This is a genomic window from Bacteroides sp. HMSC067B03, from assembly GCF_001811315.1.
GTDB lineage: Bacteria > Bacteroidota > Bacteroidia > Bacteroidales > Bacteroidaceae > Bacteroides > Bacteroides faecis.
Genome location: NZ_KV804412.1, coordinates 137642 through 163234 on the forward strand (window position 1 = coordinate 137642; position 25593 = coordinate 163234).

24 protein-coding genes are annotated in these 25593 nt (G+C 44.2%); 17 read left to right on the forward strand and 7 right to left on the reverse strand.

Annotated elements, in window-relative coordinates:
* The first annotated feature begins 72 nt into the window (after positions 1 to 72).
* Positions 73 to 1203 (forward strand): acyltransferase family protein, encoded by a 1131-nt coding sequence (locus HMPREF2794_RS19450; protein WP_070752304.1) that lies wholly within the window; start codon positions 73 to 75, stop codon positions 1201 to 1203.
* Between the two features lie 251 nt (positions 1204 to 1454).
* Here the strand turns inward: HMPREF2794_RS19450 and HMPREF2794_RS19455 are convergent, their stop codons facing one another.
* Positions 1455 to 3134, reverse strand: a complete 1680-nt coding sequence (locus HMPREF2794_RS19455; RefSeq protein WP_010535930.1) for a SulP family inorganic anion transporter — start codon at positions 3132 to 3134, stop codon at positions 1455 to 1457.
* Between the two features lie 245 nt (positions 3135 to 3379).
* On the opposite strand from HMPREF2794_RS19455, the gene rbr reads away from it, so the two are divergent.
* Positions 3380 to 3958 (forward strand): rubrerythrin, encoded by a 579-nt coding sequence (rbr, locus tag HMPREF2794_RS19460; protein WP_010535931.1) that lies wholly within the window; start codon positions 3380 to 3382, stop codon positions 3956 to 3958.
* Positions 3959 to 4039: 81 nt separating this feature from the next.
* On the opposite strand, the gene HMPREF2794_RS19465 is transcribed toward rbr, so the two are convergent.
* Both HMPREF2794_RS19465 and nadB read right to left on the reverse strand, forming a co-directional pair.
* Complete coding sequence (locus tag HMPREF2794_RS19465; RefSeq protein ID WP_029425154.1) at positions 4040 to 4315, reverse strand: DUF4884 domain-containing protein; 276 nt, start codon at positions 4313 to 4315, stop codon at positions 4040 to 4042.
* A 2-nt stretch (positions 4316 to 4317) separates the two neighbouring features.
* Entirely contained in the window at positions 4318 to 5889 is a 1572-nt protein-coding gene (nadB, locus tag HMPREF2794_RS19470) for an L-aspartate oxidase (RefSeq protein WP_010535933.1), read from the reverse strand.
* A gap of 106 nt (positions 5890 to 5995) precedes the next feature.
* Here nadB and HMPREF2794_RS19475 point away from each other — a divergent pair, with 106 nt between their 5' ends.
* The 7 genes from HMPREF2794_RS19475 to HMPREF2794_RS19505 all read left to right on the forward strand — a co-directional run bounded on the left by HMPREF2794_RS19475 (position 5996) and on the right by HMPREF2794_RS19505 (position 13213).
* A complete protein-coding gene (locus HMPREF2794_RS19475; protein WP_010535934.1) occupies positions 5996 to 6391 on the forward strand; it encodes a PH domain-containing protein in 396 nt (131 codons plus the stop codon).
* Positions 6392 to 6402: 11 nt separating this feature from the next.
* Positions 6403 to 7746, forward strand: a complete 1344-nt coding sequence (gene lpdA, locus HMPREF2794_RS19480) for a dihydrolipoyl dehydrogenase (protein WP_010535935.1) — start codon at positions 6403 to 6405, stop codon at positions 7744 to 7746.
* 139 nt (positions 7747 to 7885) lie between these two features.
* Positions 7886 to 9286, forward strand: a complete 1401-nt coding sequence (gene dacB / locus HMPREF2794_RS19485; RefSeq protein WP_022301305.1) for a D-alanyl-D-alanine carboxypeptidase/D-alanyl-D-alanine endopeptidase — start codon at positions 7886 to 7888, stop codon at positions 9284 to 9286.
* Positions 9287 to 9434: 148 nt separating this feature from the next.
* Complete coding sequence (locus HMPREF2794_RS19490) at positions 9435 to 10616, forward strand: hypothetical protein (RefSeq protein WP_070752306.1); 1182 nt, start codon at positions 9435 to 9437, stop codon at positions 10614 to 10616.
* A gap of 21 nt (positions 10617 to 10637) precedes the next feature.
* Positions 10638 to 11978, forward strand: a complete 1341-nt coding sequence (locus tag HMPREF2794_RS19495) for a hypothetical protein (protein ID WP_070752308.1) — start codon at positions 10638 to 10640, stop codon at positions 11976 to 11978.
* On the forward strand, positions 11975 to 12565 hold the full coding sequence (locus HMPREF2794_RS19500) for an RNA polymerase sigma factor (RefSeq protein ID WP_055269302.1): 591 nt from the start codon (positions 11975 to 11977) through the stop codon (positions 12563 to 12565). The genes HMPREF2794_RS19495 and HMPREF2794_RS19500 overlap by 4 nt, the downstream gene beginning before the upstream one ends.
* Positions 12566 to 13213, forward strand: coding sequence for a hypothetical protein (locus HMPREF2794_RS19505; RefSeq protein WP_081030803.1), 648 nt, complete (start codon positions 12566 to 12568; stop codon positions 13211 to 13213).
* A gap of 109 nt (positions 13214 to 13322) precedes the next feature.
* Here the strand turns inward: HMPREF2794_RS19505 and HMPREF2794_RS19510 are convergent, their stop codons facing one another.
* From HMPREF2794_RS19510 to HMPREF2794_RS29040, 3 genes are all read right to left on the reverse strand, one after another.
* Complete coding sequence (locus tag HMPREF2794_RS19510; protein ID WP_055269303.1) at positions 13323 to 14048, reverse strand: energy transducer TonB; 726 nt, start codon at positions 14046 to 14048, stop codon at positions 13323 to 13325.
* 3 nt (positions 14049 to 14051) lie between these two features.
* Positions 14052 to 15551: a butyryl-CoA:acetate CoA transferase gene (locus HMPREF2794_RS19515; protein ID WP_070752310.1), complete on the reverse strand. Its 1500-nt coding sequence runs from the start codon at positions 15549 to 15551 to the stop codon at positions 14052 to 14054.
* Positions 15552 to 15654: 103 nt separating this feature from the next.
* Entirely contained in the window at positions 15655 to 16110 is a 456-nt protein-coding gene (locus HMPREF2794_RS29040; RefSeq protein WP_010535943.1) for a hypothetical protein, read from the reverse strand.
* 334 nt (positions 16111 to 16444) lie between these two features.
* Between HMPREF2794_RS29040 and miaB the strand changes: the two genes are divergently transcribed.
* Positions 16445 to 17812, forward strand: a complete 1368-nt coding sequence (miaB, locus tag HMPREF2794_RS19525; protein ID WP_070752312.1) for a tRNA (N6-isopentenyl adenosine(37)-C2)-methylthiotransferase MiaB — start codon at positions 16445 to 16447, stop codon at positions 17810 to 17812.
* A gap of 127 nt (positions 17813 to 17939) precedes the next feature.
* Here miaB and HMPREF2794_RS19530 read toward each other — a convergent pair whose 3' ends face one another.
* Positions 17940 to 18650, reverse strand: a complete 711-nt coding sequence (locus HMPREF2794_RS19530) for a helix-turn-helix domain-containing protein (protein WP_010535945.1) — start codon at positions 18648 to 18650, stop codon at positions 17940 to 17942.
* A gap of 440 nt (positions 18651 to 19090) precedes the next feature.
* On the opposite strand from HMPREF2794_RS19530, the gene HMPREF2794_RS19535 reads away from it, so the two are divergent.
* The 7 genes from HMPREF2794_RS19535 to HMPREF2794_RS19560 all read left to right on the forward strand — a co-directional run bounded on the left by HMPREF2794_RS19535 (position 19091) and on the right by HMPREF2794_RS19560 (position 25573).
* Positions 19091 to 19411 (forward strand): hypothetical protein, encoded by a 321-nt coding sequence (locus tag HMPREF2794_RS19535; RefSeq protein WP_070101318.1) that lies wholly within the window; start codon positions 19091 to 19093, stop codon positions 19409 to 19411.
* 60 nt (positions 19412 to 19471) lie between these two features.
* On the forward strand, positions 19472 to 20530 hold the full coding sequence (locus HMPREF2794_RS19540) for a DUF4373 domain-containing protein (protein ID WP_022301303.1): 1059 nt from the start codon (positions 19472 to 19474) through the stop codon (positions 20528 to 20530).
* 179 nt (positions 20531 to 20709) lie between these two features.
* Positions 20710 to 21204 carry an HU family DNA-binding protein gene (locus tag HMPREF2794_RS19545; protein WP_022301302.1) on the forward strand — a complete coding sequence of 165 codons (495 nt, stop codon included), beginning with the start codon at positions 20710 to 20712 and terminating at the stop codon, positions 21202 to 21204.
* A gap of 170 nt (positions 21205 to 21374) precedes the next feature.
* Entirely contained in the window at positions 21375 to 21890 is a 516-nt protein-coding gene (locus HMPREF2794_RS19550; protein ID WP_010535949.1) for an N-acetylmuramoyl-L-alanine amidase, read from the forward strand.
* Between the two features lie 5 nt (positions 21891 to 21895).
* Complete coding sequence (locus tag HMPREF2794_RS29045) at positions 21896 to 21991, forward strand: smalltalk protein (RefSeq protein ID WP_149931992.1); 96 nt, start codon at positions 21896 to 21898, stop codon at positions 21989 to 21991.
* Between the two features lie 103 nt (positions 21992 to 22094).
* Entirely contained in the window at positions 22095 to 22784 is a 690-nt protein-coding gene (locus tag HMPREF2794_RS19555; RefSeq protein WP_139147276.1) for a hypothetical protein, read from the forward strand.
* A 2-nt stretch (positions 22785 to 22786) separates the two neighbouring features.
* A complete protein-coding gene (locus tag HMPREF2794_RS19560; protein ID WP_083312137.1) occupies positions 22787 to 25573 on the forward strand; it encodes an FG-GAP repeat domain-containing protein in 2787 nt (928 codons plus the stop codon).
* Positions 25574 to 25593: the final 20 nt, after the last annotated feature.

Below are 25593 nucleotides of genomic sequence, written 5' to 3' on the forward strand. Positions count from 1 at the left end.
TGAATACATTTGTATTAAGATGCGTTACAGTCCATGTTTCCTGGGATACTAATTGAATAATATATTAATACTATGAGTAAAAAATCAGAGAATAACACATCCAGACTTGCTTCTCTGGATATTCTTCGCGGTTTTGATTTATTTCTTCTTGTCTTTTTTCAGCCGGTGTTTGCAGCATTGGTGCGACAGTTGAATCTGCCATTTCTCAATGATATCCTTTATCAGTTTGACCATGAAGTGTGGGAAGGGTTCCGTTTCTGGGACCTTGTGATGCCGTTGTTCCTGTTTATGACGGGAGCTTCGATGCCGTTTTCACTGTCTAAGTACATCGGGACTTCCGGCAGTTACCGGCCTGTCTACCGGAGGATTCTGAAACGGGTATTTCTGCTGTTTGTATTTGGGATGATCGTTCAGGGAAATCTGCTGGGACTGGATGGCAAGCATATTTATCTCTATTCAAACACCTTGCAGTCTATTGCTGTCGGCTATCTTATTGCGGCAGTCATCCAGTTGCATTTTTCGTTCAAGTGGCAGATAGGAATAACCTTGTTGTTGCTTTTCGTGTACTGGATTCCTATGACATTTTTGGGTGACTTTACACCGGCGGGAAACTTTGCGGAGCAGGTAGACAGATGGGTATTGGGTCGCTTCAGAGATGGTGTCTATTGGAATGAAGACGGAACCTGGAGCTTTTCACCCTATTACAATTACACATGGATATGGAGCAGCCTGACATTCGGAGTGACTGTCATGCTCGGAGCCTTTGCCGGAAAAATAATGAAAGAAGGAAAGGCGGACCGTAAAAGGGTGGTGCAGGTATTGTCGGTCGTTGGAGTGCTTCTGATAGGGCTGGCGATGCTCTGGAGTTTGCAGATGCCCGTCATCAAACGTTTGTGGACAGGTAGCATGACGTTGCTGTCCGGTGGTTATTGCTTTTTGCTGATGGCCTTGTTTTATTACTGGATTGACTATAAAGGGCACAGCCGTGGGCTGAACTGGCTGAAAATATACGGCATGAACTCTATCACGGCTTACCTGCTGGGTGAAGTGGTAAACTTCCGTTGTATAGCTGATTCGGTTAGCTACGGGCTGAAACAATATATAGGAGATTATTATCCCATATGGCTCACGTTTGCTAATTATCTGATTCTTTTCTTCCTGTTGAGAATGATGTATAAACGTGGTCTGTTTTTAAAAGTCTGATGAGGTAATGGGTACACAAAAAAGACAGCTGGGTGTCGGGTTGCATTAGCGGATAAATCGGGCGAATGCATTTTTATGGAATAGAATTTTAGTATATTCTCATTCCGGGATGTATTAGTAGAGAAGGTCCGTCTAATAAACGAACCTGACTGTGCAGCTTATAACTTGACACCCCCTCAAATAAAAAGAGCCATCTAACCCGGTCATCAGGTGTAAAATGGCTCTTTCTTTATTTTATCATCTGTCGTTTTTTACTGCATCACTTCTTTGGCTCTGTCCAGTGCTACATAGATATTCGGACAAATGTTCTCTTTTCCCAGCAATTCATAGAATCCTGATTTTTCCAGTACTTTGTGTACCTTTTCATTGACTCCGGAAAGGATGACGGTCGTCTTTTCCCTCTTTGACATTTCGCATAGCGTAGTCAGGTTGTGGATACCGGTAGAATCGATGAACGGTATTTTACGCATACGGATGATACGCACATCCGGGCGGTCGCCCAGTTGCGACATGGTTTCTTCAAACTTTGTGGCGATGCCGAAGAAATAAGGCCCGTTGATTTCATACACTTCCACCCCTTTGGGGATGATGATGTTCTCTTCATTCACGGCAATATCCGATTCCTTGTTCGGGTCGATTTCGTCTGTGATTACGGAGATTTCTGTAGTCTCCATGACACGTTTCATGAAGAGGACACAGGCAATGATCAATCCTATTTCGATGGCGACTGTCAAATCGAAGATAACGGTAAGGAAGAAAGTGATCAGCAATACGGTAACATCCGATTTTGGATTTTTCAGTAATGCCTTGAAGACTCTCCATCCGCTCATATTATAAGATACAATCACCAGTACTCCGGCCAGACATGCCATCGGAATGTATTGAGCCAGCGGCATCAGGAACAGAAGAATCAGCAACAGTACTACTGCATGGATAATTCCGGCAATGGGAGTTTTACCTCCGTTGTTGATGTTGGTCATTGTGCGGGCAATCGCTCCGGTAGCGGGAATACCTCCGAACAAAGGAGCTACGATGTTGGCGGCTCCCTGTGCGATAAGTTCCGTGTTGGAGTCGTGGCGGTCGCCGATCACACCGTCCGCTACGGTGGCGGATAACAAAGATTCGATAGCTCCCAGCACAGCGATGGTAATAGCTACCGGAAACAATTCTCTGATAGCTTCCCAGTTGAGGGCAGGCACTACAGCATCGGGCAACTCCGACTTGATAGTAAACCGGTCACCGATAGTCTGGATGCAGTCGATTCCGCCATAGGTCTTCATCAGATAAACGGCAAGTGTCACCACTACAATGGCGATCAGCGAACCGGGAATTTTTTTGGAGAACCGGGGAGTAATCGCTATAATAATGATACTGACAATGCTGACAATTGTATTCCACCAGTTTATTGTGTCGAAATGGTGGAAATAAATCATCCATTTCCCGATAAAATCCCCCGGTACCTTTTCACCTCCGAAGGACAATCCGAAGATATCGGCGATCTGCGTAGTGAAAATAGTAACGGCGATACCACTGGTGAAACCGACAATGATGGGATACGGAATAAACTTGATGACCGCTCCGAGTTTGAATACACCTAACAGTATCAGGATGATACCTGCCATAAGTGTAGCTACAATCAGTCCGGCTTCACCATATTGCTGGATGATGCCGTAGATGATAACGATAAAAGCTCCTGTCGGTCCGCCGATCTGGACCTTGCTTCCTCCCATCAGAGAGATGATGAATCCGGCAATGATAGCGGTGATAATACCTTTTTCGGGCGATACTCCCGAAGCAATACCGAAGGCAATAGCTAACGGAAGTGCCACGATACCGACGATGACACCTGCCATCAGGTCTGCCATAAACGTTTCTTTCGAATAATTCTTTAAACAAGAAACCAATTTGGGTTTAAATTCAAATAACTTCATTTCTGTGAATTGTTACATGTGCTTTTGCTATTTTGTAAAGTAGAGGTTGCAAAATTACATAAAATAATCGAAATAAGTATGTTTAGCAACATGCTATTTGATTGTTGATAGGTTTTGTCTATGAGTTGATAGTTTTTATTCATTAAGAAAAGGAGACTTATTACGAACAAATCTCTTATATTTGCGTTATAAGTAGTACGACAAGTTACGTTTGGTAATAACCAATTTTAAAATATAATAGAATTATGACTAAGAGTATCAAAGGAACCCAGACAGAGAAAAATCTGTTGACTTCATTCGCGGGAGAATCACAGGCAAGAATGCGTTACACTTATTTTGCAAGTGTTGCAAAGAAGGAAGGTTACGAACAAATTTCAGCAATCTTCACAGAAACAGCTGATCAGGAAAAGGAACACGCAAAACGTATGTTCAAGTTCCTGGAAGGTGGCATGGTTGAAATTACTGCCAGCTATCCGGCTGGTGTGATCGGCAATACACTCGAAAATCTTCGCGCTGCCGCTGCCGGCGAACACGAAGAATGGTCACTGGATTACCCTCACTTCGCAGATGTAGCAGAACAGGAAGGTTTCCCGATGATTGCTGCTATGTATCGTAATATCTCAATCGCTGAGAAAGGTCATGAAGAAAGATATCTAGCTTTCGTGAACAACATCGAAAATATGACTGTATTCGCTAAAGAAGGCGAAGTAGTATGGCAGTGCCGTAACTGCGGTTATATCGAAATCGGTAAGGAAGCTCCTGAAGTTTGCCCGGCATGTCTGCATCCGCAAGCATATTTCGAAGTGAAGAAAGAAAACTATTAATAGAAGCGTTTATTAGATAAAAAAATGCCACTTGCGGAAATTCTGCAAGCGGCATTTTTTTTATGGTTAGAAACTTGTCTTTTATCTGACAGTATCTTCTTTGTGGAACGTTACAGTCCTTTCAGCCGTAGAATCGTTTTTGATGCTGGTCACATCGCCTTTTGTCGTAAAGTATACATCGTTTCCCCTATCCGTAAAGCGATAGACTTTAACTCCGTCATGCTCGAACAGATAACTGATTTTGTAAGTTTCATTATTTTCCGCTTTTCCTTGTTTCAAAGGAATACTGGGAGGATAGCAGGAAGATATCCCTGCCATAATGATTAAAAGAATAAATAGTTTAGTTAGTGTTTTCACGATTACTTTTTTGCATGTGGATAATCAATCGTATAATGTAATCCGCGGCTTTCTTTGCGTTCCATTGCCTGGCGCATAATCAGATAGCCAACATTGACCATATTACGCAATTCGCAGATCTCTCTGGAAGCTACGCTGCGTTTGAACAAACTTTCAGTCTCTTCGTAGATAATATCCAGTCGGTCCCAGGCACGCTTCAGACGAAGATCACTGCGGACAATACCTACGTAGGTACTCATAATCTGGTTGACTTCTTTCATGCTTTGTGTGATCAGGACCATTTCTTCCGGTGAGCGTGTTCCCTCATCGTTCCATTCGGGGATAGCTTCGTTGTAAGCATACTGGTCTACCACTTCCAGGCTATGTTTGGCGGCGGCATCGGCATATACGACAGCTTCGATCAGTGAGTTGGAAGCCAGACGGTTGCCACCGTGAAGTCCGGTGCAAGAGCATTCTCCCACGGCATAAAGGCGTTCGATGGAAGATTGCCCGTTCAGGTCTACGAGGATACCGCCGCAAAGATAATGGGCAGCCGGAGCTACCGGGATATAGTCCTTGGTGATGTCGATACCCAGGCTGAGGCATTTCTCGTAGATATTGGGGAAATGTTTCTTTGTTTCTTCCGGGTCTTTGTGGGTAACGTCCAGATAGACGTGGTCGTCTCCCCGGTTTTTCATTTCGTTGTCGATGGCACGGGCGACGATATCACGCGGGGCAAGTGAAAGACGGGGATCATATTTCTGCATGAACTCTTTGCCGTCCATTGTACGGAGTACACCACCGTAGCCGCGCATTGCTTCCGTAATCAGGAAAGAAGGGCGGTCGCCCGGATGATAGAGGGCGGTAGGGTGAAATTGTACGAACTCCATGTCCTTTACCGTGCCTTTGGCGCGATAGACCATGGCGATACCGTCTCCGGTAGCGACCAGCGGGTTGGTGGTTGTTTTATAAACGGCCCCTACTCCACCGGTGGCCATTAAAGTCACTTTGGCGAGGTATGTATCTACTTTTCCGGTTTTCGGGTCGAGGATGTAAGCACCGTAACATTTGATGTCCGGTGTCTGGCGGGTAACGGTCACTCCCAAGTGATGCTGTGTCAGGATTTCAACGGCAAACTGGTTCTCAATCACTTCGATGTTCGGATGCCGCTGTACGGCTTTGATCAGGCTGTCCTGAATTTCTGCTCCCGTATTATCTTTATGGTGAAGAATGCGGAATTCGGAATGCCCTCCTTCGCGGTGCAAGTCAAATTCGCCTTTCTCGTTTTTGTCGAAGTCTACCCCCCACTTGATAAGTTCTTCAATTTGCGCAGGCGCTTCGCGCACTACTTTTTCTACTGCTTCACGGTCACTGATCCAGTCTCCTGCAATCATCGTGTCTTCAATGTGTTTGTCGAAATTATCTACCAGAAGGTTGGTGACAGACGCCACCCCTCCTTGGGCGAAGTACGTATTGGCTTCTTCCAGCCCGCTTTTACAGATAAGAGCAACTTTACCTTTGTGCGCTACTTTGAGCGCAAAACTCATACCGGCAATTCCGGAGCCGATAACGAGGAAATCGAATTTTCTTACCATAGTTTTGTTATTTCTCACCGCAAAGCTACAAAATAAGTTACTTCGTTGTTCTTTTCGTTGTCACTAATTCATAAAATTGCTACCTTGCAGGCAAAAAATTGACAAAATGAATCGAATTTTTCATGCCCGCATTGCCTGGTACCACTATTTTCTGTTGCTGGTGCTTACTGTAAATGCCGTCGGCGCTTTGTGGTGTAAATATATCTTGCCGGCAGTGCTGTTGATGCTTCTGCTTATTGTAGTGATCGAACAGATTATTCATACGGTTTATACCGTGTCTGCCGATGGCAATCTGGAGATATCTATGGGACGGTTTATCCGTAAAAAAGTAATCCCCATTGCCGAAATTACCGCTATCAGGAAGTATCATTCCATGAAGTTCGGAAAGTTTTCGGTGACGAACTATGTGCTGATAGAGTATGGAAACGGGAAGTTTGCCTCGGTAATGCCTGTCAAGGAACATGAGTTTGTGGAGTTGATTAAAAAGAAAATGGAACAATAAATTCTATATCTATGAAATACCAAGTTATTATCATCGGTGGCGGTCCCGCAGGATATACAGCTGCCGAAACTGCCGGTAAAGCCGGTTTGAGCGTATTGCTGATCGAGAAAAACAGTCTGGGCGGTGTCTGCCTGAATGAAGGATGTATCCCGACAAAAACATTGTTGTATTCGGCCAAGACTTATGACAGTGCGCGGCATGCCTCGAAATATGCGGTGAATGTTTCCGAAGTTTCCTTCGATTTGCCTAAAATCATTGCCCGTAAAAGCAAAGTAGTGCGCAAGTTGGTATTGGGTGTCAAAGCGAAGCTGACTTCCAATAATGTAACGATGGTGACGGGAGAGGCACAGATCATAGATAAGAACACTGTTCGCTGCGGTGAAGAAACCTATGAAACGGAAAATCTGATACTGTGTACGGGTTCCGAAACTTTTATCCCTCCTGTTCCCGGTGTGGAAACGGTGAATTACTGGACACATCGGGATGCGCTGGATAGTAAGGAACTGCCTGCTTCTCTGGTTATTGTCGGTGGTGGAGTAATCGGTATGGAATTCGCATCGTTCTTTAATAGCCTGGGTGTGCAAGTGACGGTGGTCGAGATGATGGATGAGATTCTGGGGGGAATGGATAAAGAACTGTCCGGCCTGCTCCGTGCCGATTATGCGAAGCGGGGTGTTAAGTTTTTGCTCAGCACTAAAGTTGTCGCTTTATCACAGACGGAAGAAGGTGCGGTGGTTTCGTATGAGAATTCGGAAGGAAATGGTAGTGTTACGGCAGAGAAACTATTGATGAGCGTCGGACGTCGTCCCGTGACAAAAGGTTTCGGACTTGAAAATCTGAATCCGGATAAAACCGGGCGTGGTGCTATCAGGGTCAATGAGAAGATGCAGACTTCATTGCCCGGTGTCTATGTTTGCGGTGATCTGACAGGGTTCTCTTTGCTGGCTCATACAGCTGTTCGTGAAGCGGAAGTGGCTGTGCATACTATTCTGGGTAAAGAAGACGCTATGAGTTATCGCGCTATTCCGGGAGTGGTCTATACAAATCCGGAAATTGCCGGAGTCGGTGAGACGGAAGAATCGGCCTCATCAAAAGGCATTACTTATCAGGTAGTGAAACTTCCGATGGCTTATTCCGGTCGTTTCGTTGCAGAGAATGAAGGAGTGAACGGGGTTTGCAAGGTACTGCTGGACGAACAGGAACGGGTGATTGGTGCACACGTACTGGGTAATCCTGCTTCGGAGATTATCACACTTGCCGGAACAGCTATCGAGCTTGGGCTGACTGCTGCCGCATGGAAAAAGATCGTTTTCCCTCATCCTACGGTAGGGGAGATTTTCAGGGAAGCGTTATAATGGTTGCATCGGTTTTGCCGCAAGTTATCAGGCACGGGGGGATTCTTCATTATGTGCTGATAGCTCCTGACGGCAAAAGCCAGGGCATATAGGGGTGGTTATGGAAAAGGACCACCTTTATTGCCATAAATTGTTTAGCATGAAGAAAAGTCTTTTATTAGCTGTTTTGTCAGTATGCCTTCTTCCCTTGTGGGGACAGGCAAATCTTTCCCAAATAGATTCTCTGGTTCGGAAAATGCTTCCCGAAGCGTCCGAAGTCGGCATATCCGTATATGACCTGACGGCAAAGAAATCCCTCTATACCTATCATGATACGAAACTTTCCCGTCCGGCTTCTACCATGAAGTTGCTGACTGCTGTTACGGCGCTCTCCCGTTCCGACGCGGACAATCCTTTCTGTACGGAAGTATGGTATGATGGCGTGATAGAACATGACACGTTGCAGGGCAACCTGTACGTTGTCGGCGGATTCGATCCGGAATTTGATAGTCTGATGATGGATTCATTGATAGAAGAAGTAATCACCTTCCCTTTTTCGGTCATCAGCGGACAGGTATATGGTGATGTTTCGATGAAAGACTCTCTTTATTGGGGACATGGATGGGCATGGGATGATACTCCGGAGGCTTATCAGCCTTATTTATCTCCATTGATGTTCTGTAAGGGTGCTGTAGAGGTGACGGTAGTTCCCGGTTCCCAGCAAGGAGATACGGCGAGTATATCCTGCAAGCCGGCATCTTCTTATTATACAATGACGAATCGGACCAAGACACGTACTCCTTCTGCCGGAAAGTATTCGTTATCGAGAGATTGGCTGACTAACGGGAATAATCTGACCGTAACAGGGAATGTTTCTACGTTTAGGAAGGATCTGGTAAACGTCTATGATTCAGGAAGTTTCTTTATGCATGCCTTTCTGGAACGTCTCCGTGCGAAAGGAATCGTAGTCCCCGAATCGTATGGTTTTACTGAATTACCGGCGGATGGAGTTGAACAAATGGCTCGTTGGGAGACTCCGGTACAGAAAGTGCTGAACCAGTTGATGAAGGAAAGTGATAATCTGAATGCGGAAGCGATGCTTTGCCGTATTGCGTCACAAGCCACCGGAAAGAAACATGTGACGGCGGAAGATGGTATTGTCGAAATTATGAAGCTGATCCGTAAACTTGGACACGATCCGAAGGACTATAAGATTGCGGACGGTTGCGGACTGTCTAATTATAATTACCTCTCTCCCGCCCTGTTGGTCGATTTCTTGAAATATGCTTATTCGCAAACAGATGTTTTTCAGAAACTGTATAAGTCTCTTCCTGTTGCCGGGATAGATGGAACGTTGAAAAACAGAATGAAGAATACTTCCGCATTCAGAAATGTCCATGCAAAGACCGGCTCATTTACTGCTATCAACGCGCTTGCCGGATATCTGAAGATGAAGAACGGACATGAAGTGGCTTTTGCTATTATGAATCAGAATGTGCTTTCGGCAGCTAAGGCAAGGGCTTTTCAGGATAAGGTTTGCGAGGTCATTATCGGGCGTTAATTCCGGTGAATGAAAAAGGCTGTTGATAGAAAAAGTGAATACCTGCTTAAAATAATGCTCTTTTATTTGAACGTTTGCTTTATTGGCGTGTATGCTTTGTCAGAACGGTTCTAATTAAGCAATGTTGAATTAAATAAAAGAGTAAACAATGAAAGCTATCAAATATCTGTTACTTATTATGCTGTGTTTTTACGGCGAACAGATTTATTCTCAAAAAAAAGCGGTCTGGGTGCCAGACTCTATTGCGTCTCAAATTTCTGTGATTCAGAATCAGGCCCGCGAGTGGAAACAGCATACCGATGAAAATCCAAAAGATGAGAAAGCATGGATGCGCTATGTACGAACGATCCAAACACTCAAATCGCTTACTCCCGGCGATAGCATCGAAAAGGAAATCAATGAAATGATGGTCAAAGTGAAGAAATACATACCTAATACTGCTACTTATGCTTTGATACAAAATATGATTTTGCCTTTTAGTAAAAGTGATATGAGTTTCGATGAAATCATGGATAAGTGGCCTGATGCTGTTATGCATTATCCTACTTATATGGCTCTGTCCTTTCATAATAAGAATAGGTTGAAGGATGTTTCTATCCGATGGTATCAATCAGGTACGTACCCTCTCCAGTCTTTAAATTATACCTATAATGAATTGATTTCTGCAGAAAAAGATGCGTTAATATTTACTGATGCTAATTGGACGTTGTTTGCAAGCTATCTGCTTCAATATGGAAAGGGATTGTTTAACGATAAGAAAGTGATCTTCTCTGCTTTGATGCTTACTCCGTTCTCAATGAATGAGCTGACAGAGGAACTGGGCATACCGGAGTTCAAAGATGCTGATCCGGAGTTTTATAAAAGTAAAACTCCAACAATGACATTTGCGAATGAAATGAAAAAACGCATAGAACATATTGCCAAATATACCAAACGTCCCATTTATATCTCTGTTTCAACCAACGAAGCTGTGAAGAATTTATTGAAAGACCATTTATATGGTGAAGGGCTATTAATGAGATATTCTTCCAAACCTTATGATAATCTGGCTGTCATGCGTCGTAATTTCGAGAATACCTATTTATTGGATTACTTATATGAAACGTTTTATCCGGAGACACTGACAGATGTTTGTCTTGATCTTAAAGGAGTAAAAATGCTAAGCATCTATTATGTACCGGCTTTCAAATCTCTTCTTCAGTTTTATAAGGAGTCTGGTGATGTGACTCATTATGATAAGCTTTATTCTTTGCTGGAATCTATCGTTAAGAGAGCAGATTATTATAGTGATGAAGTGCGTGAGCGTTATCTGAAAAGTATTAATTTCTAAACTATCCCCCTTAAAAAGACTATGAAACAACTCATTTATATATTATTCCTGTTGGTAAGTTTTGGGCAGGCTTTGTTTGCTCAGTCTGTTGAGACAGAGCTATTAGAAGTTCGTTTGCTCGAAAGAATGCCTTTCCCGTTAGGAAAAGACTGGTATCAAGCTCAAAAAGAAGGTTGGAAAGCAGAAGTGATGAAGGATAAGAAAGATGTGCGGGCATGGGAAAACTATTTGTCTGCGTGTGATGCCGAATATTGGGAAGAAATGGATTCACTACAGAAGCAGAAGCTGGATAAAGAACGCCACAAAGCTTTCAGAAAAATGCAGAAGTGTGTGCCCGATACCCGATTTTGTTACCAGCGTTTGCTGGATCAAGTAAAGGATAAAAAGAAGGAAGAGGTTCTTCTGCAAAAGCTTTTTTCTTTGAAGCGTACAAGTGAACTCGATTATGTGAATGATATTATACGTTGTCAGCGTGCAGGTCAGACAGATAAAATAAAGGAAATATGTAAAGAGTGGTACTCTAGCGGTTTATATTCTCATGATCTTTTGTCTTACTGTTATAATGAACTTGTCGGATTGCAGGAAAATGCAATATTTGTTTCTGGTGCTTATGCTACTTTATGTTATCATTATCTGCTTCAATATGGGGCAGGACTTTTTAAGAATGTTCAGATTGTAGATGCGGACGATTTTAATCATCCTTCTTCAGAAAGTGAATTTTGGAGAGAGATAGGAATGGATTCGGAAGAACTTCCTGATTGGAAAACAATGGCAGGTGGAAAATCTAAATCATGTTCATGGGATTCGGAAACTTCTCCTAAGTGGAAAGGAAGAAATAATCCGGGCGCATGGTATCTGACTGTTAAGAAAAACCGTCCGGTATATTATCCGCAGTTTACCTCAACTTCGTATTTGAAAGAACTGAAAGACAGCCTTTACTCGGAAGGACTAGTATTTCGATATTCTACAAAACCTTATGATAACTTAGCTGTGATTCGGAAGAATTATGAGCAGAAATATTTGTTGGACTGTTTGCGGCAACCTTTGGTTCAAAATTCCTCGGTCTATTTTTCCGGCATTAATTATTCAAAAAATTACATCGTATCTCTTTCTCCGCTTTTGCGCTTTTACGATGCAAGTGGCGATAAGAATCAAGCAATAAAGTTGCGGCACTTGTTACAGGGAATTTTAGATAGAAGAGAAGAGGACGAGATTGTGAGTGTGGAGAGAGCTGAGTTTAATAAGTTAATGAAGGCAGTTGCTGATCGTATAAAGAATATGATAAAACAGGGAACTACTACGGTTACTGTTAACAGTATTAAAGAGGAATACCAGCAACTAATTGATCCAGTGGAACCATGACATTATTCAGTTCTTTCAAACGCGACGAAACAGATGAACAGCTGATGGAACGCTTTGTATTCAGAGACAACGAGAAAGCATTCGAAGAGCTTTATTGTCGCTATGCTCCCCGCTTCAAAGGTTTCTTTATACGGATGCTGTCGGCGGACAGAGCATTGGCAGACGATTTCCTGCAAGAGTTGTTTCTCCGGATTTATGAAGCCAGAGGTAGTTATCAGCATGGAAAGCAGTTTTCTACATGGGCTTTTTCGATGGCATATAATCTTTGCAAAAATGAGTACCGCCACCGTGACATAGTAGACGAGTACCGTTTGCAACAGTCGTATACGAATGAAGAAGATAGTTGCTCTTCACCTGAGTTTGAGGCTGTGCATGATCGGCAGGTTTTCGACCGGCAGTTGAAGAAAGCGCTTGCAGGATTGACAGACGAACAACGGGCGGCATATACGCTCCGTTATGAGGAAGAACTTCCGGTACAGGAGATTGCCCAAGTCCTGTGTTGTCCGGAAGGTACAGTAAAATCTCGCTTATATTATACTTTGAAAGTATTGCAGCGTTCTTTATCAGATTATAATCCCCAAAAATAGATGAATATGAAAAGTGATGATTTAGAAAGATTGGAAGAATCGCAGGAGATGCAACAGTTGATTCGCTCTGCTAAAGAGCAGTATGAGCAGGAAAAGTCTGCCCAGCCTCCGGTTCCTTATTCTGTCTTTGCACGGACTCTTAAAGAAAGGCAGAAAGGCGAAAAGATGGAAGTGAAGCAGAAGCCATTCGGCAGGGGCGTTCTCGGGGAGAAGCATAAATATGGAAAACGTTCGGGGATTTCTCCCTGGTGGTTGGTAGCTGCCTGTTTGCTGGGGTGTATCATTGGTTATGGTGTTTCCAATACCCCGGATAGTCGGGAGACCGCTACGGACAGGCTTGCTGTAACAGATACGGTGATCATTGTGCATGAGCGGGTGGATACCGTTTATCGGGAGGTAAAAGTGCCTTCCCAATCTTTGGTCGCTTCGCAAGCTGTCCCAAGATCTAAGGATACAAAACTTCCGGGAGAGCGTGTCGAGTCGGATCGAATAGAACGGGAATCAGAACCTGCTTTTATCTCTATCGAGTTCTTACAGCAACAACGAAATCTGCCGGACCCGGATAGTGAATGTTATGCTGCAAACGGAATGACGGTTGCCGAAGGCAACTATCCGTTTCATTTGTTGGCAACTGTTCCGTGCAAATAGTGTTTTCCTGTTGGAGGGATGATGTAGATATTATTTAGGTCCGGAGGGGGGATGGCTTAAGAGGTAAAAGGAGCTCTATAGGTCCATGTTTCTGTTTGCCGGCTTTTGCTCAATCAGTGACTTGGTAATCTTGCTCAATGACAAAGTTTATAGGAACAGACATACAGACTGCTACAGGACGCCCAAGTTGCATACCCGGTTTCCATCGTGGCATCGATTCGATGATGCGTAATGCTTCTTTATCTAAGCTGGCAGATACGCTTTTGGTAACTTTTGCATCGCTGACATATCCGTTTACGTCGATAGTAAATTCTACGGTGACTTGTCCCTCTTCTCCTGCCTGAAAAGCTTCTTCCGGGTATTGTATGTTTTTCTTGATAAATTCATCGAGCCCGCTTAATCCTCCCGGGAAGTCGGGATTGTTGATTATAACATTAATGAGCGTTTGCTCAGGCATATCTTCGGGCTTCACCTTAATAACTTGCTTTTTTCGAATAAATATATTATGAATTTGAAAAGTGTCCGGCTCCATTCGCACAAAAAGTTCCGATGGAAAATCTTTATTCAATTGTAACAGCACATCTTTCATACCTATATGTGAGAAATGGAGCGTCTCTTTATGTTTGGCTTCAATAGAAAAGCCTCCATTTATATCGGAAGAGGTGCTTCTGTCAGCTCCCGGAATATAGATACTGACATTGCGCACAGGTTCTCCTTTCAGATTGATTACCTTACCTGTGAACTGCTGAAATTCCCTTTTTTGTGCAAAAACGTCGTTTGTATTTGCAACGCAAATACAAACGACGAATGAAAGTATGAATGACAGACGTTTCATGCTTTATCTGGCATATTCAGCCCAATTCGTATTCTTCATATCCCCACTTTTGGCCAGTTCGGCGTGCATGCCAAGTGCAGCCTGAATAGCGTGCGGAGTTTGTGCTTTGCCGCCTGCCAGTTTGAGATAATCCCAAAGTAACTGTTTGTAGTCCGGGTGTGCACAGTTTTCGATGATAGCCTGTGCGCGTTCTTTCGGGCTTTTGCCACGAAGATCGGCTACACCTTGCTCGGTGATGACGATGTTCACAGAGTGTTCGCTGTGGTCGAGGTGGGACACCATCGGTACGATAGCACTGATTTTTCCTTCCTTAGCCACAGACGGACAAGTGAAGATTGAGATATAAGCGTTGCGGGTGAAGTCTCCCGAGCCGCCGATACCGTTCATCATCTTTGTACCGCCGATATGAGTAGAGTTTACGTTTCCGTACAGATCGACTTCGATTGCCGTATTGATAGAGATAATGCCGAGTCGGCGTACCACTTCCGGATTGTTTGAGATTTCCGACGGACGGAGAACCAGCTTGTCACGGAAGAAGTCCATGTCATTGTAGATACCTTCCAGACAGTCATTAGTTACAGTCAGCGAACAAGCACTGCCAAACTTGATACGTCCTTCACGGATCAGACCGATCACAGAGTTCTGGATCACCTCCGTATACATTTCGAAAGCAGGAATCGTTTTGTCACGTCCCAGTGCACCGAGTACAGCGTTCGCAATGTTTCCCACTCCCGATTGCAAAGGAAGGAAGGTAGACGGGATGATGCCGCGTTTCATGTCGGCAGCAAGGAAGTCGGCAACGTTCTGGCCGATTTTGTCAGTCAACGGATCGGCGGCAGCGAATGAACGTGCTTCGTCCGGCCAGTTGGTTTCTACTACACCTACAATCTTCTTCGGGTCTACCTGGATATAAGGCAATCCGATGCGGTCACTCGGTTTGTAGATAGGAATTTCGCGGCGGTAAGGCGGGTCGAGCGGTTCGTACACGTCATGCAGACCCATGCAGGATTTGCTGTGTGCGGCGTTCAATTCAACGATGATCTGGTCGGCAAGGCGGCAGATAGTCGGAGAGATACCACCGGCAGCGGTCAGATAAATCTTTCCGTCCGGAGTCAGCTCACAGGCTTCGATGATTGCTACGTTTACCTTGCCCATAAAGCCATAACGTACTTCCTGTGCCATTTGTGACAGGTGAATGTCGTTGTAGGCGATCTCCCCGTTGTTCACGGCTTTACGGAAGTCGGAGTTGGTGGTATAAGGAGCGCGGTAGCGGATCGCTTTTGCACGTGACATAACGCCGTCGCAAGATTCTCCGGTAGATGCACCTGTGAAAATTCCTACTTGAAATGGGTTTCCCTTGGCATGTTCTGCTTCTGCAATTTTTGCGAGTTCAGCTGTAACAGCCTTTGCCGTTCCTGCCGGAGTAAATCCGCTCAGACCGATGTTGTAGCCATGTTTGATCAGGCTTGCAGCTTCTGCTGCCGAAATACGATTGAATGACATAAATAGTATAATTTCGCGTTAAATGCGGTTGATATTTGTTAGTTAATACTCAATGTTCAAAATACTTAAAAACTCATTACCGGTAATCTGGAAAGTTCATTACTTAATACTTGCGTTGCAGGATTTCTCCCCAGATAATAGCGCGTCGGGCTTCTTCTGCAGAATGGATTGAAAAATCTTCCTGGTTGCTGTTGTCCGTTTCGGGATGATCATAATGAGAACCTTGCTTCGTGTTTCGTTTATCTTGTGCGGAACTGTTCGCTATGGATGCGGCTACAGATATTTCTTCTTTTTTCTTCTTGGGTGTCGGTTTGGGAGCCGGTTTGGGAGCGGGCTGTTCCACCGGAAGTGATTGGAGGAAATCGTCCAAAACCTTGCTGCCTCTCCCCCAAAATTCGGGTATGGGAGTAGCATCGGGATCTACTTCGACCGGAGATGGTGTGGGTGGGACGGGGCGTTTATTCTGAGTCTTTTTCGACTTGTTATTTTTGCTCACCTCTTTGAATATTCCCACGAGGATGACACCTGCTATCAAGAGAAATTTCAAAAAATCTTCCATTCTGTTTCACTTCTAAATAGTTATCCGCCAAAGGTAGGCAATAAATCTGATTCGAGCTAACATTTTGTTATGAAAAAAGGGCAGCTTCACAGCTCCCCTTAATTTTTTTAACCTAAACCTTAACTATGAAAAAATCTAATGTTTCTTTCATTGCACAAATGTGAAAAATAAAATTAAATTTAGCAAGGATATGCCCCTCAAATGTTTATTCCATTAACATTAATTACCAAAATAATGCCTGAACTACAAGTTTTTGCGTTATTTTCGTACCATTTTACCACTTATTGAATTCGAAGCCGTATCTTTGCGGACAAATTTAAAACGAGATTTGAATATGAACGAATTAACGGGAGCGGACTTTAAATCCGCAACTGCTGATGACAACAAGAAGTTGTTTATCGAAACTTATGGCTGCCAGATGAACGTGGCAGACAGTGAGGTGATTGCTTCGGTAATGCAGATGGCAGGCTATTCGGTAGCCGAAACGCTCGAAGAAGCCGATGCTGTGTTTATGAATACCTGTTCGATCCGCGACAATGCGGAGCAGAAGATTCTGAACCGTCTGGAGTTTTTCCACTCACTGAAGAAAAAGAAGAAGAATCTGATTGTAGGTGTGTTGGGCTGTATGGCCGAACGGGTGAAGGATGACCTGATTACGAATCATCATGTCGACCTGGTGGTGGGCCCCGATGCTTACTTGACGCTACCCGAACTGATTGCGGCGGTAGAAGCCGGAGAGAAAGCGATCAATGTAGACCTTTCGACGACTGAGACCTACCGTGATGTGATTCCTTCGCGTATCTGCGGCAATCACATTTCCGGATTTGTGTCCATCATGCGCGGCTGCAATAACTTCTGCACCTACTGTATCGTGCCTTATACCCGCGGACGCGAACGCAGCCGTGATGTAGAGAGCATTCTGAATGAGGTGGTGGATCTTGTGGCGAAGGGCTACAAAGAAGTTACCCTGCTGGGACAGAACGTAAACTCTTACCGGTTTGAGAAGCCGACCGGTGAAGTCGTTACCTTCCCGATGTTGCTTCGTACCGTAGCTGAAGCTGCTCCGGGCGTACGTGTCCGTTTCACGACTTCCCATCCGAAGGATATGAGTGACGAAACGCTGGAAGTAATTGCCCGGGTACCGAACGTGTGCAAGCATATCCACCTCCCCGTGCAGAGCGGCAGCTCCCGCATCTTGAAACTGATGAACCGCAAATATACCCGTGAGTGGTATCTGGACCGGGTAGCCGCTATCAAACGTATCGTTCCCGATTGCGGCCTGACAACCGATATCTTCTCGGGCTTCCATTCCGAAACGGAAGAAGATCATCAGCTCTCGCTTTCTTTGATGGAAGAATGTGGCTACGATGCCGCCTTTATGTTTAAATATTCTGAACGTCCGGGGACGTATGCTTCGAAGCATCTCGAAGATAATGTGCCCGAAGATGTGAAAGTCCGTCGCCTGAATGAGATTATCGCTTTGCAGAACCGTCTGTCCGCAGAGTCCAACCAGCGCTGTATCGGAAAGACGTATGAAGTATTGGTAGAAGGTGTTTCCAAGCGTTCGCGCGATCAGTTGTTTGGCCGGACGGAGCAGAATCGTGTGGTGGTGTTCGACAGAGGTACGCATCGTATCGGTGATTTTGTCAATGTACGGGTGACCGAGGCTAGTTCGGCTACGTTGAAAGGCGAAGAAGTCTAGTATATCATTCTCTATTTAGGCACGGATTTCACGGATTAACACGGTTTCAATAAACTAAAGCCGTGTAATCCGTGAAATCCGTGCCTAAATAATATTATTTGGGGAGAGCCGGAGAGTGGTTGTCAAACTACATCATCATGTGCCTGCGGATGGAGAACTTCACGATTGCCATTGCGTTGATGGTGCTGAAGGGGATATCCATTGGGTCGTGATGAGCGTTGTAGCTTACCAGCTTGAGGTATCCCTCCTTTTCCGAGCGGTTCACATATTTCACTGCCAGATACTCATCCCCTTCGATCGTAAACGAAACCAGGTACATTTCACCGTAAATGAGATTGCTGAAACTGTTGATCTCTTTAAACCCTACAATGTCTCCCGATTTCAATATCGGATACATACTGTCGCCGCTGATATAAACGGCTCCGTCGCATAGGGGAATGCTTGGGATCTGTATCTTTCCTACCATATATTGTTGCTTGTTGGTGAGCAACGTTTTCAGGTTGGCAGCAGCTGTAATATCATATAGGGTAACGCTGCGGTCATCCATTGCTTCTGCTGTTTTAGGATTGTGAATCATCTGAACCTCGCCGCTTACTAAATCGCTTTCACAGAACTTGGTTCGATGTCTGGGGGTACCCTTCCCAACCAGCAGCCAATTAAGGTCTACATCTCTCATTTTGTTGAGCAGCAGATGAAAGTCAATCCGGTTTCTGGCGCACCAGTTGGATAATGTTGCACGTGAAACACCTAAGTAACTGGCCAGTTCACTATCCTTTTTAAAGTTGAGCGCCTGCTTGGCGCGCTTTACTATTCCCGAAACATCTAGAAATGTATCCATATTATTCTTGTTATATTTTTAGTGGTGTGAATAATGTTTATATTATATTGATCCTCAGTTTATTTATTGTTTTAACATTCTTAATTTTAAAAACTATTTGTTTTATGTATAAAACATGTATTATATTTGTGACGATTTGAAATTTAATATGTTTCAAAAATAGGCATAAATTAGGTAATAACTATGAATATGAAGGAGAATTTTATAGAAAATTGTAAAATGGCTGTTTTCAATAGCTCTTAGACAAGGTACACATCGCCTGGATGAATGGTACTTGCCAACCTGTCGGAGGGTACCATTCGGCAGCTTGACCGGTACCGGCCAATAGCCTGACCGGTACTTGCCGGCAAATTGACCGGTATCATTCTAAATAGCTGTTATAGGGGAACATACAAACATACACACCGTCAACATTATGTAATATTTTGATTATGGATAACATGAATAACTTAGAAAACGCCACCGCTCACTACTGCGGACAATGCAAACGCAAGCTCCCTTTGGATGCTTTTTACTTCAACAAACGCCGGCAATGTTTCGACCGCTACTGCAAAGATTGCCGCAAGGAAAGAAGCCGTATCTACTACCAAAAGAAAGAAGATACACAGTATGTAAATGAACGTACCAACTATCCGGTGATCACCCGTACGGAAGATCCTGAAAAGAGAACTGAACTCATTCTTCACGCCATGCAGGTAGTAAGGGCGAGCGTCTTGCAGAAATGTAAGAAGCAACGGGAAGAAGAAGCGATGAGAGAATGAGGAGAAAAGTGATAAGTAACAAGTAATAGGTACAAGTATAACAATTTAAAACTCGCTGATATGCCACGAATAAAAAAACAGGGACTAGACTATTTTCCCCTTAATACCGATTTTATACACGACCGCCTGGTGCGTCGTATCATGAAGCGCGAAGGTGACGCTTCGCTTTCCGTACTGATAGAGGTACTTTCCTATATCTATTCGGGCGAAGGTTATTATGTGTGTGCCGACGCGCTTTTCTACGAAGATCTGTCGTCCAATCTATACGAGAAAACCAGTGATGATATCAGGCGCATTGTCTCCTTAGCCGTGGAGTACGGAATATTCGACGCTGCGCTCCATGCCAAGTATGGCATTCTGACCTCTGCCGATATACAGCGTCAGTACCTTTTCAGCACCAAGCGCAGAAATGTTTCGCATCTCGACCCTGCCTATTGCCTGATAAGCGAAGAACTGCTTGCTCGTCCGTCCGGGAAAAACGGAGCGGGCAACCGGAGTAGCCAACCCCGTGAAACTGTAAATTCTGTTAATGAAACAAGCATGGAATCATCCGTTACTGCCGATGAACAAGGGGGATCGGACGAATTGGAAGTAAATGTTAACAGGGCTGAAAATGGATCGTTTATCCCCGAAAATGTAACATCCGGTACACATAGCATAGCACAGAATAGCATAGCAGAGCATAGCGTAGCAAAGAATAGAAAAGATTCCCCCTCTCCTTCCTCTCCCGAGGCGGAGTGCGGGAATACGGAAAGCGGAAACCCGAAAGGAGAAGAAGAAAAGGAAAAAGAAGAAAGAGGAGGGAAGGAAGGAGGAAAGGAGGAAAATTTTCTCGAAAAGAACACGGAGGCGCCCCTTCCGTCCAAACGTCGGGAATGGACCAACGAAACCCTCTCCGAACTGCAACCTCCCACTGATGGTATCGGGCGAAACTATGATGGATTACTTTACAACATGCGCCTCTACGGGATACCTCCTATGGAACAGTACGCAATCATCCGAAAAAGCAACTTTGGGGCAATCGGAGGACCTGTCTGGAAAGGATTTTGTGCGTTGCGTGACAGTTGTGGAAAAATCAAGATGCCGGGACGGTATTTGCTAAGTGTGATGAATCGGTAGGACGATAGTTGATGAGTTTAAATATTTGATATATAATGCATTAAATAAAAATATTCATTTGTTTAAGACGGTTTTTGAAAATAATTTCTTCATGTAAAACCATTCCCTTATCTTTGTAGTGTCATTAAGCTTGAGGACAACATAACACAATTTTATTAACAACAAAAACTATTACAATTATGACTGTATTATACAAACCGTACCAATCGAGTGTGGTAAGTAAAAGTGGTAAAAAATTATTCTACCCAAGAGTGGTCCGTACCGGTAATGTCGGTACATCGACCATAGCCGAAGAGATTGCTGAATACTCATCCCTTTCCCGGGGAGATGTAAAGAACACCATCGATAACTTGATTACCGTCCTGACCCGGCATCTGCAATCTTCTCAGACCGTGACACTTGAGGGACTCGGCACCTTCCGGATAGTGATGATAGCGGGTGGCAGGGGTGTCGAAACCGCTAAAGAAGTGTCTGCCTCCCAAGCATCGCTCACAGTTCGTTTCCAACCCTGCACTACCAAGAATCTGGATCATAGCGTAGCCACCCGCTCCATGGTGACAGGGGTGAAATGTATGCGCTTCGATCTTGCTGATGCTGCCGCTCCGGGTGGAGAAGTAAATCCGGACCCGAATCCCGACGATGGCGATGAGGAAGCGCCGGATCCGACAGTATAACGAACCGCCACACGCAACACACATAACGGACGACTAGACTATACTGCATTATGAATTTTTAGAAACAACGACTTAACTAGAAACAACAATTAGACTAAGGCAGTGACTTAACTAAGACAACGACTTAACTAAAAATAATGACTTAACTGTCTGATAAATTATCAATTCACATGAGAACTATCAATTTGATCGTGGTGCATTGTTCCGCTACGCAGGGGAATCGTATGCTCTCTCCGGAGGCTCTCGACCTGATGCACCGCCGCCGCGGTTTCAACGGAACAGGCTATCACTATTACATCCGCAAAGACGGAACGGTGCATCTCACCCGCCCTGTCGAACGTATCGGTGCACACGTGAAAGGCTTCAATGCAAACAGTATCGGAATCTGCTATGAAGGTGGTCTGGACTGCCGGGGACGCCCGGCAGATACCCGGACTCCGGAACAGCGTGCTGCACTTCGGCTACTTGTACATCAGCTGCTTGAGAAGTTTCCGGACTGCCGGGTGTGTGGGCACCGGGATCTCTCGCCGGATAAGAACGGTAACGGGGAGATAGAGCCGGAAGAGTGGATGAAAGCGTGTCCGTGCTTTGATGCTGAAGAGGAATTTAAAGAACTTGTGGCAGAAGGTACGGTAGAAACACAGAGTAAACTAAACTATTTAAAGAACGAGAAAGGAGGTAAATGATGGCAATGAAGAAATCTGTATGGGACATGATCCTGAAGGTGGTTATCGCGATAGCGTCGGCTGTGGCAGGCGTGTTGGGGGCTAATGCGATGAATCTTTGAAAATAGCTTGAGTCAAGATACTCAGTTCCCCGCCACGAAAGTGTGCGACGCTCTCGTGTAGCGGGGATCATTATACATTAATTATTAAAATAAATAGATAACAATGAAGAAACGAATTATATTCTTTATAGTGATGGCATCTCTCATTTATTCCGGATTATTTGCTCAAAGTCCCCCAAAGAATGGAATTGGATTTCTTGACGCAATACCTGTGACTTTATCTGCGGGGCAGTCATCTTTTACTGATACGCGAAATACGAGTGAGCCTGCTTATGGGCAATACCGGTATTTTTCACCGAGAACGGGGTCATATGAGATTACTGATGGGTGTGCAGCGTATTATAGGCTACAAACGACTGCGAGTGGCGATATTAGAATTCATAACTGGGATTCGGAAACTGCATTTACCACTTTATTTTTGGTAGCTCCGCTCCACCCGGGTGATGAGTCCGAATGGGGTTACAATAGCGATGCAATGTACACTGTAGCTATGTTTGATAGAGGAGATACTTATGACTTTGATGAAGCGGGTATTCCCGAATATGCTTCGCACGGAGCGGCATATCTCCATATCCCTAATCTTCCGGCAGGCACTTATTTTCTTATAGCTGCCGGATATAAGGGAAGCAATGGGTCGGTGCGGAACGGAAAGATTAAAACGACTATTATAGCAGATCTAAGTTCAGGTATCCCGGAAGAACCGGATATGAAACCTGAAGAAATTAATACCTGTCCGATACAATACCAATACGATCAGTCAGGAAATCGAATAAAAACTATCAAAACGAAATAATTATGAATATAATATCAAAAATAAGGATTATAGTGGCAGGGCTATTAGTGACTCTACCAATGCAAGCGCATACATCTGTGTCTGAGGATAATACGGATGTGGGAAAAATCCCTGTTCAGTATGCTTTAAGTCCGACAGGTGCCGTTACCTATCAGGTACCTATAAATGTTCATTCCGCCCCGGATGGTTTTCAGCCGCAACTGTCATTTAGCTATAACAGCCAGCAGAATGAAAGCGCACTAGGGTATGGATGGACTATTGGAGGGTTGTCTGCTATCAACCATGTTAGCGGTAGCATTTATTATGATGGAAAAGCTACCCCGTTGTCTACTTCAGAAGATAAATTAATGCTGGATGGTATGCGACTGATGAAGAAAAGCACGGATACCTGGCAATCCGAACAGGGATTTGTCAAAGTGAAGAAATTGGCAGATGGCGCATTGGAAACTCGCTATCCGGATGGAAACACTGTCCTGTTCAAGACTTTTCCGCAGGCTCCTTTCAGCTATGTGATGACTTCCTGTGTAAATCGCAAAGGACAGTCTATAAAATACGAATATATGCAAGTGGATAATATGTCCTATATTAGCAAGATAATGTATGGTGAAACTGGAGGAGTATATAATGACTCTGTTATATTTACCTATCGGAATGTGACTGATGATATCACGCGTTATGCTGACGGAAAGCCACTTAAATATAGCCGTCTGTTAGAAAAGGTAGAGTCTTATTATAAAGGTAGGCTGTGGCGTCGTTATCGACTTTCTTATCAAAACAGGGGAGTGAATCTGCCCGTACAGTTGGATTGTGAGACCGAAAGCCGCAAACTTGCTCCTTTATCTTTCAAGTATGGTGACGGACGGAGCATCGAGTTTTTAAGCGGAAATACTATTTATTTGGAACGGTATTTTCCGAACTCTGCTCAGGGAGGCAGTTCTTACAGGTCTCTTGCCTTGTCGCGCGGCAAGTTCAGCCGGACATCAAAGAGTGACGGACTGATCTCGTATCCGGTATTTTATGGCGAGTATAGTGAAGACCAGCATTTGCTTATATATAAAGATTTATCCGATTATCCAGTTTCTCCCGTAGTTTTTACGGCTGGAAAGGGTTTTAAGCAATTAGTTGCGGCTGATGTAAACGGAGATGGTCTGGAAGTCCCGGTAAAAGTGAATTATTATGAAGAAAACGGTACGGATAGGCTGGTGGCTTCTGTTTATGGAAACGACGTTGATCCCAATCGTCATTCAGACTACGTATATTCGGAATGGGGTGGATATGTGCACGAACGCCAAGTGCTTTTTGGTGACTTCAATGGTGATGGTAAAACGGAGTTGCTGGCTATATCCAGTTGTCATGATTCGGATCGAAACAAATATCTGTCACGCGCCTTACTGGTCGACCTGAATGGCCGAAAGGCTATTTACGACGGAGAATGTTTCGACTTTACACTGTATCAGACGGACAACAAAGCATTGTATTCCGATCGAATGATCCCTATGGATTATAACGGTGATGGCAAAACGGATATCTGTTTGATTAACATAAACGGTCTTTATGTATATGAGTTTACCGGAGACGGGTTCAGGCAACTGGCATATTCGAGTGCTATCAATATCATGTACTTCAACTTTGAAAGTCCTACTATCAAAGATAGAGAACTGATGGTGGCGGACATGAATGGTGACGGGAATATGGATATTATTCTGGGGCCCCGCCGTGTACATTGCAAGGAAGGATTCAAGCATTTGGGAGACGGTATCTGTCATGGCGCATGTAATAGTGAAAGCAATTTGAAAAGCACCAGTGCGGCTGGATACAAGCATTATGTACACTCCTCCGGACAGGAATGTATGGTAGATCCAAGTGTGACCGAACGGGATTTGGTTGTCTTTGACTGGAATGTGGAAAACGGCAAACAATGGAAGTTTCTGATATCTACCGGAAATTCATTTTACAGTGATAGTAATCCGGGATTCAAGGTGCATACAGAGGAGTTGTTCTACAGTTTCTACGAGACAGTGGGAGATAACTTTATGCTGATAGATGTAGACAGCGACGGCCGGCCGGACTTGTTGCGTAACGTGCGTGGAAAAATAGATCTTTATCTGAATGTGAATGGAAAGATTAGTCAGACTCCTAATATACGTTCCTCATTGCAAATGGATAATCTGTCGGCACAGTTTGCTATGGCTAATGTGGCTAAATCTTATTACTGGTCGGGAAGTCTGATTTGTGTGGACAATGAGAAACTTCATGTGTATGATTATACACATAATGAGTCGGAGGCGCGTATGTTGCACGACCTGACCGATAGCTACGGAGTTACTTCGAATCATTATTACATGGATATTGTGAAAGTGCCTGAGAGTCGCTATGTGAGTACTCCGGACGCATCGTTGGGATATGTCAGATATCCGTATACTGTAATGACTCCCCATTTGTATGTGTCGGGATGGCTGAAGAAGATGAAAGGGAATGAGCAGCTTTCGTGGGAATATTATAATTATACGAATGCCGTATTTCACCGGACGGGTTTAGGTTTTCGTGGTTTTAGGAAAATAGAGACAGAAGACATCGTGAATAAACGCACAATGACTTCCGTGTTTGATCCGGAGTTGCTGAGTGCCGAAGTGAGAAAAGAAACTCCTACCGATACAATTGTACGCAAATATGTGTTAGAAAAGGCGCAAGATAAGACAGTGCTCCTGAAATTAGAGAGGGAGACGGTAAAGGATGCTCTCAACAAGAAGGAAAAGAGTACTACGTATGAATATAATAATTATGGTTAAGTAGTTGGTGCATCTATCTC

Coding starts and splice junctions, on each gene's coding strand:
- HMPREF2794_RS19495 (WP_070752308.1), top strand. CDS start 10,638: ATGAAACAACTCATTTATATATTATTCCTGTTGGTAAGTTTTGGGCAG.
- miaB (WP_070752312.1), top strand. CDS start 16,445: ATGAACGAATTAACGGGAGCGGACTTTAAATCCGCAACTGCTGATGAC.
- HMPREF2794_RS19560 (WP_083312137.1), top strand. CDS start 22,787: ATGAATATAATATCAAAAATAAGGATTATAGTGGCAGGGCTATTAGTG.
- HMPREF2794_RS19555 (WP_139147276.1), top strand. CDS start 22,095: ATGAAGAAACGAATTATATTCTTTATAGTGATGGCATCTCTCATTTAT.
- HMPREF2794_RS19500 (WP_055269302.1), top strand. CDS start 11,975: ATGACATTATTCAGTTCTTTCAAACGCGACGAAACAGATGAACAGCTG.
- HMPREF2794_RS19530 (WP_010535945.1), bottom strand. CDS start 18,650: ATGGATACATTTCTAGATGTTTCGGGAATAGTAAAGCGCGCCAAGCAG.
- HMPREF2794_RS19505 (WP_081030803.1), top strand. CDS start 12,566: ATGAATATGAAAAGTGATGATTTAGAAAGATTGGAAGAATCGCAGGAG.
- HMPREF2794_RS19510 (WP_055269303.1), bottom strand. CDS start 14,048: ATGAAACGTCTGTCATTCATACTTTCATTCGTCGTTTGTATTTGCGTT.
- HMPREF2794_RS19535 (WP_070101318.1), top strand. CDS start 19,091: ATGAATAACTTAGAAAACGCCACCGCTCACTACTGCGGACAATGCAAA.
- HMPREF2794_RS29045 (WP_149931992.1), top strand. CDS start 21,896: ATGAAGAAATCTGTATGGGACATGATCCTGAAGGTGGTTATCGCGATA.
- lpdA (WP_010535935.1), top strand. CDS start 6,403: ATGAAATACCAAGTTATTATCATCGGTGGCGGTCCCGCAGGATATACA.
- HMPREF2794_RS19540 (WP_022301303.1), top strand. CDS start 19,472: ATGCCACGAATAAAAAAACAGGGACTAGACTATTTTCCCCTTAATACC.
- dacB (WP_022301305.1), top strand. CDS start 7,886: ATGAAGAAAAGTCTTTTATTAGCTGTTTTGTCAGTATGCCTTCTTCCC.
- HMPREF2794_RS19550 (WP_010535949.1), top strand. CDS start 21,375: ATGAGAACTATCAATTTGATCGTGGTGCATTGTTCCGCTACGCAGGGG.
- HMPREF2794_RS19450 (WP_070752304.1), top strand. CDS start 73: ATGAGTAAAAAATCAGAGAATAACACATCCAGACTTGCTTCTCTGGAT.
- HMPREF2794_RS29040 (WP_010535943.1), bottom strand. CDS start 16,110: ATGGAAGATTTTTTGAAATTTCTCTTGATAGCAGGTGTCATCCTCGTG.
- HMPREF2794_RS19455 (WP_010535930.1), bottom strand. CDS start 3,134: ATGAAGTTATTTGAATTTAAACCCAAATTGGTTTCTTGTTTAAAGAAT.
- HMPREF2794_RS19515 (WP_070752310.1), bottom strand. CDS start 15,551: ATGTCATTCAATCGTATTTCGGCAGCAGAAGCTGCAAGCCTGATCAAA.
- HMPREF2794_RS19545 (WP_022301302.1), top strand. CDS start 20,710: ATGACTGTATTATACAAACCGTACCAATCGAGTGTGGTAAGTAAAAGT.
- HMPREF2794_RS19475 (WP_010535934.1), top strand. CDS start 5,996: ATGAATCGAATTTTTCATGCCCGCATTGCCTGGTACCACTATTTTCTG.
- HMPREF2794_RS19490 (WP_070752306.1), top strand. CDS start 9,435: ATGAAAGCTATCAAATATCTGTTACTTATTATGCTGTGTTTTTACGGC.
- rbr (WP_010535931.1), top strand. CDS start 3,380: ATGACTAAGAGTATCAAAGGAACCCAGACAGAGAAAAATCTGTTGACT.
- nadB (WP_010535933.1), bottom strand. CDS start 5,889: ATGGTAAGAAAATTCGATTTCCTCGTTATCGGCTCCGGAATTGCCGGT.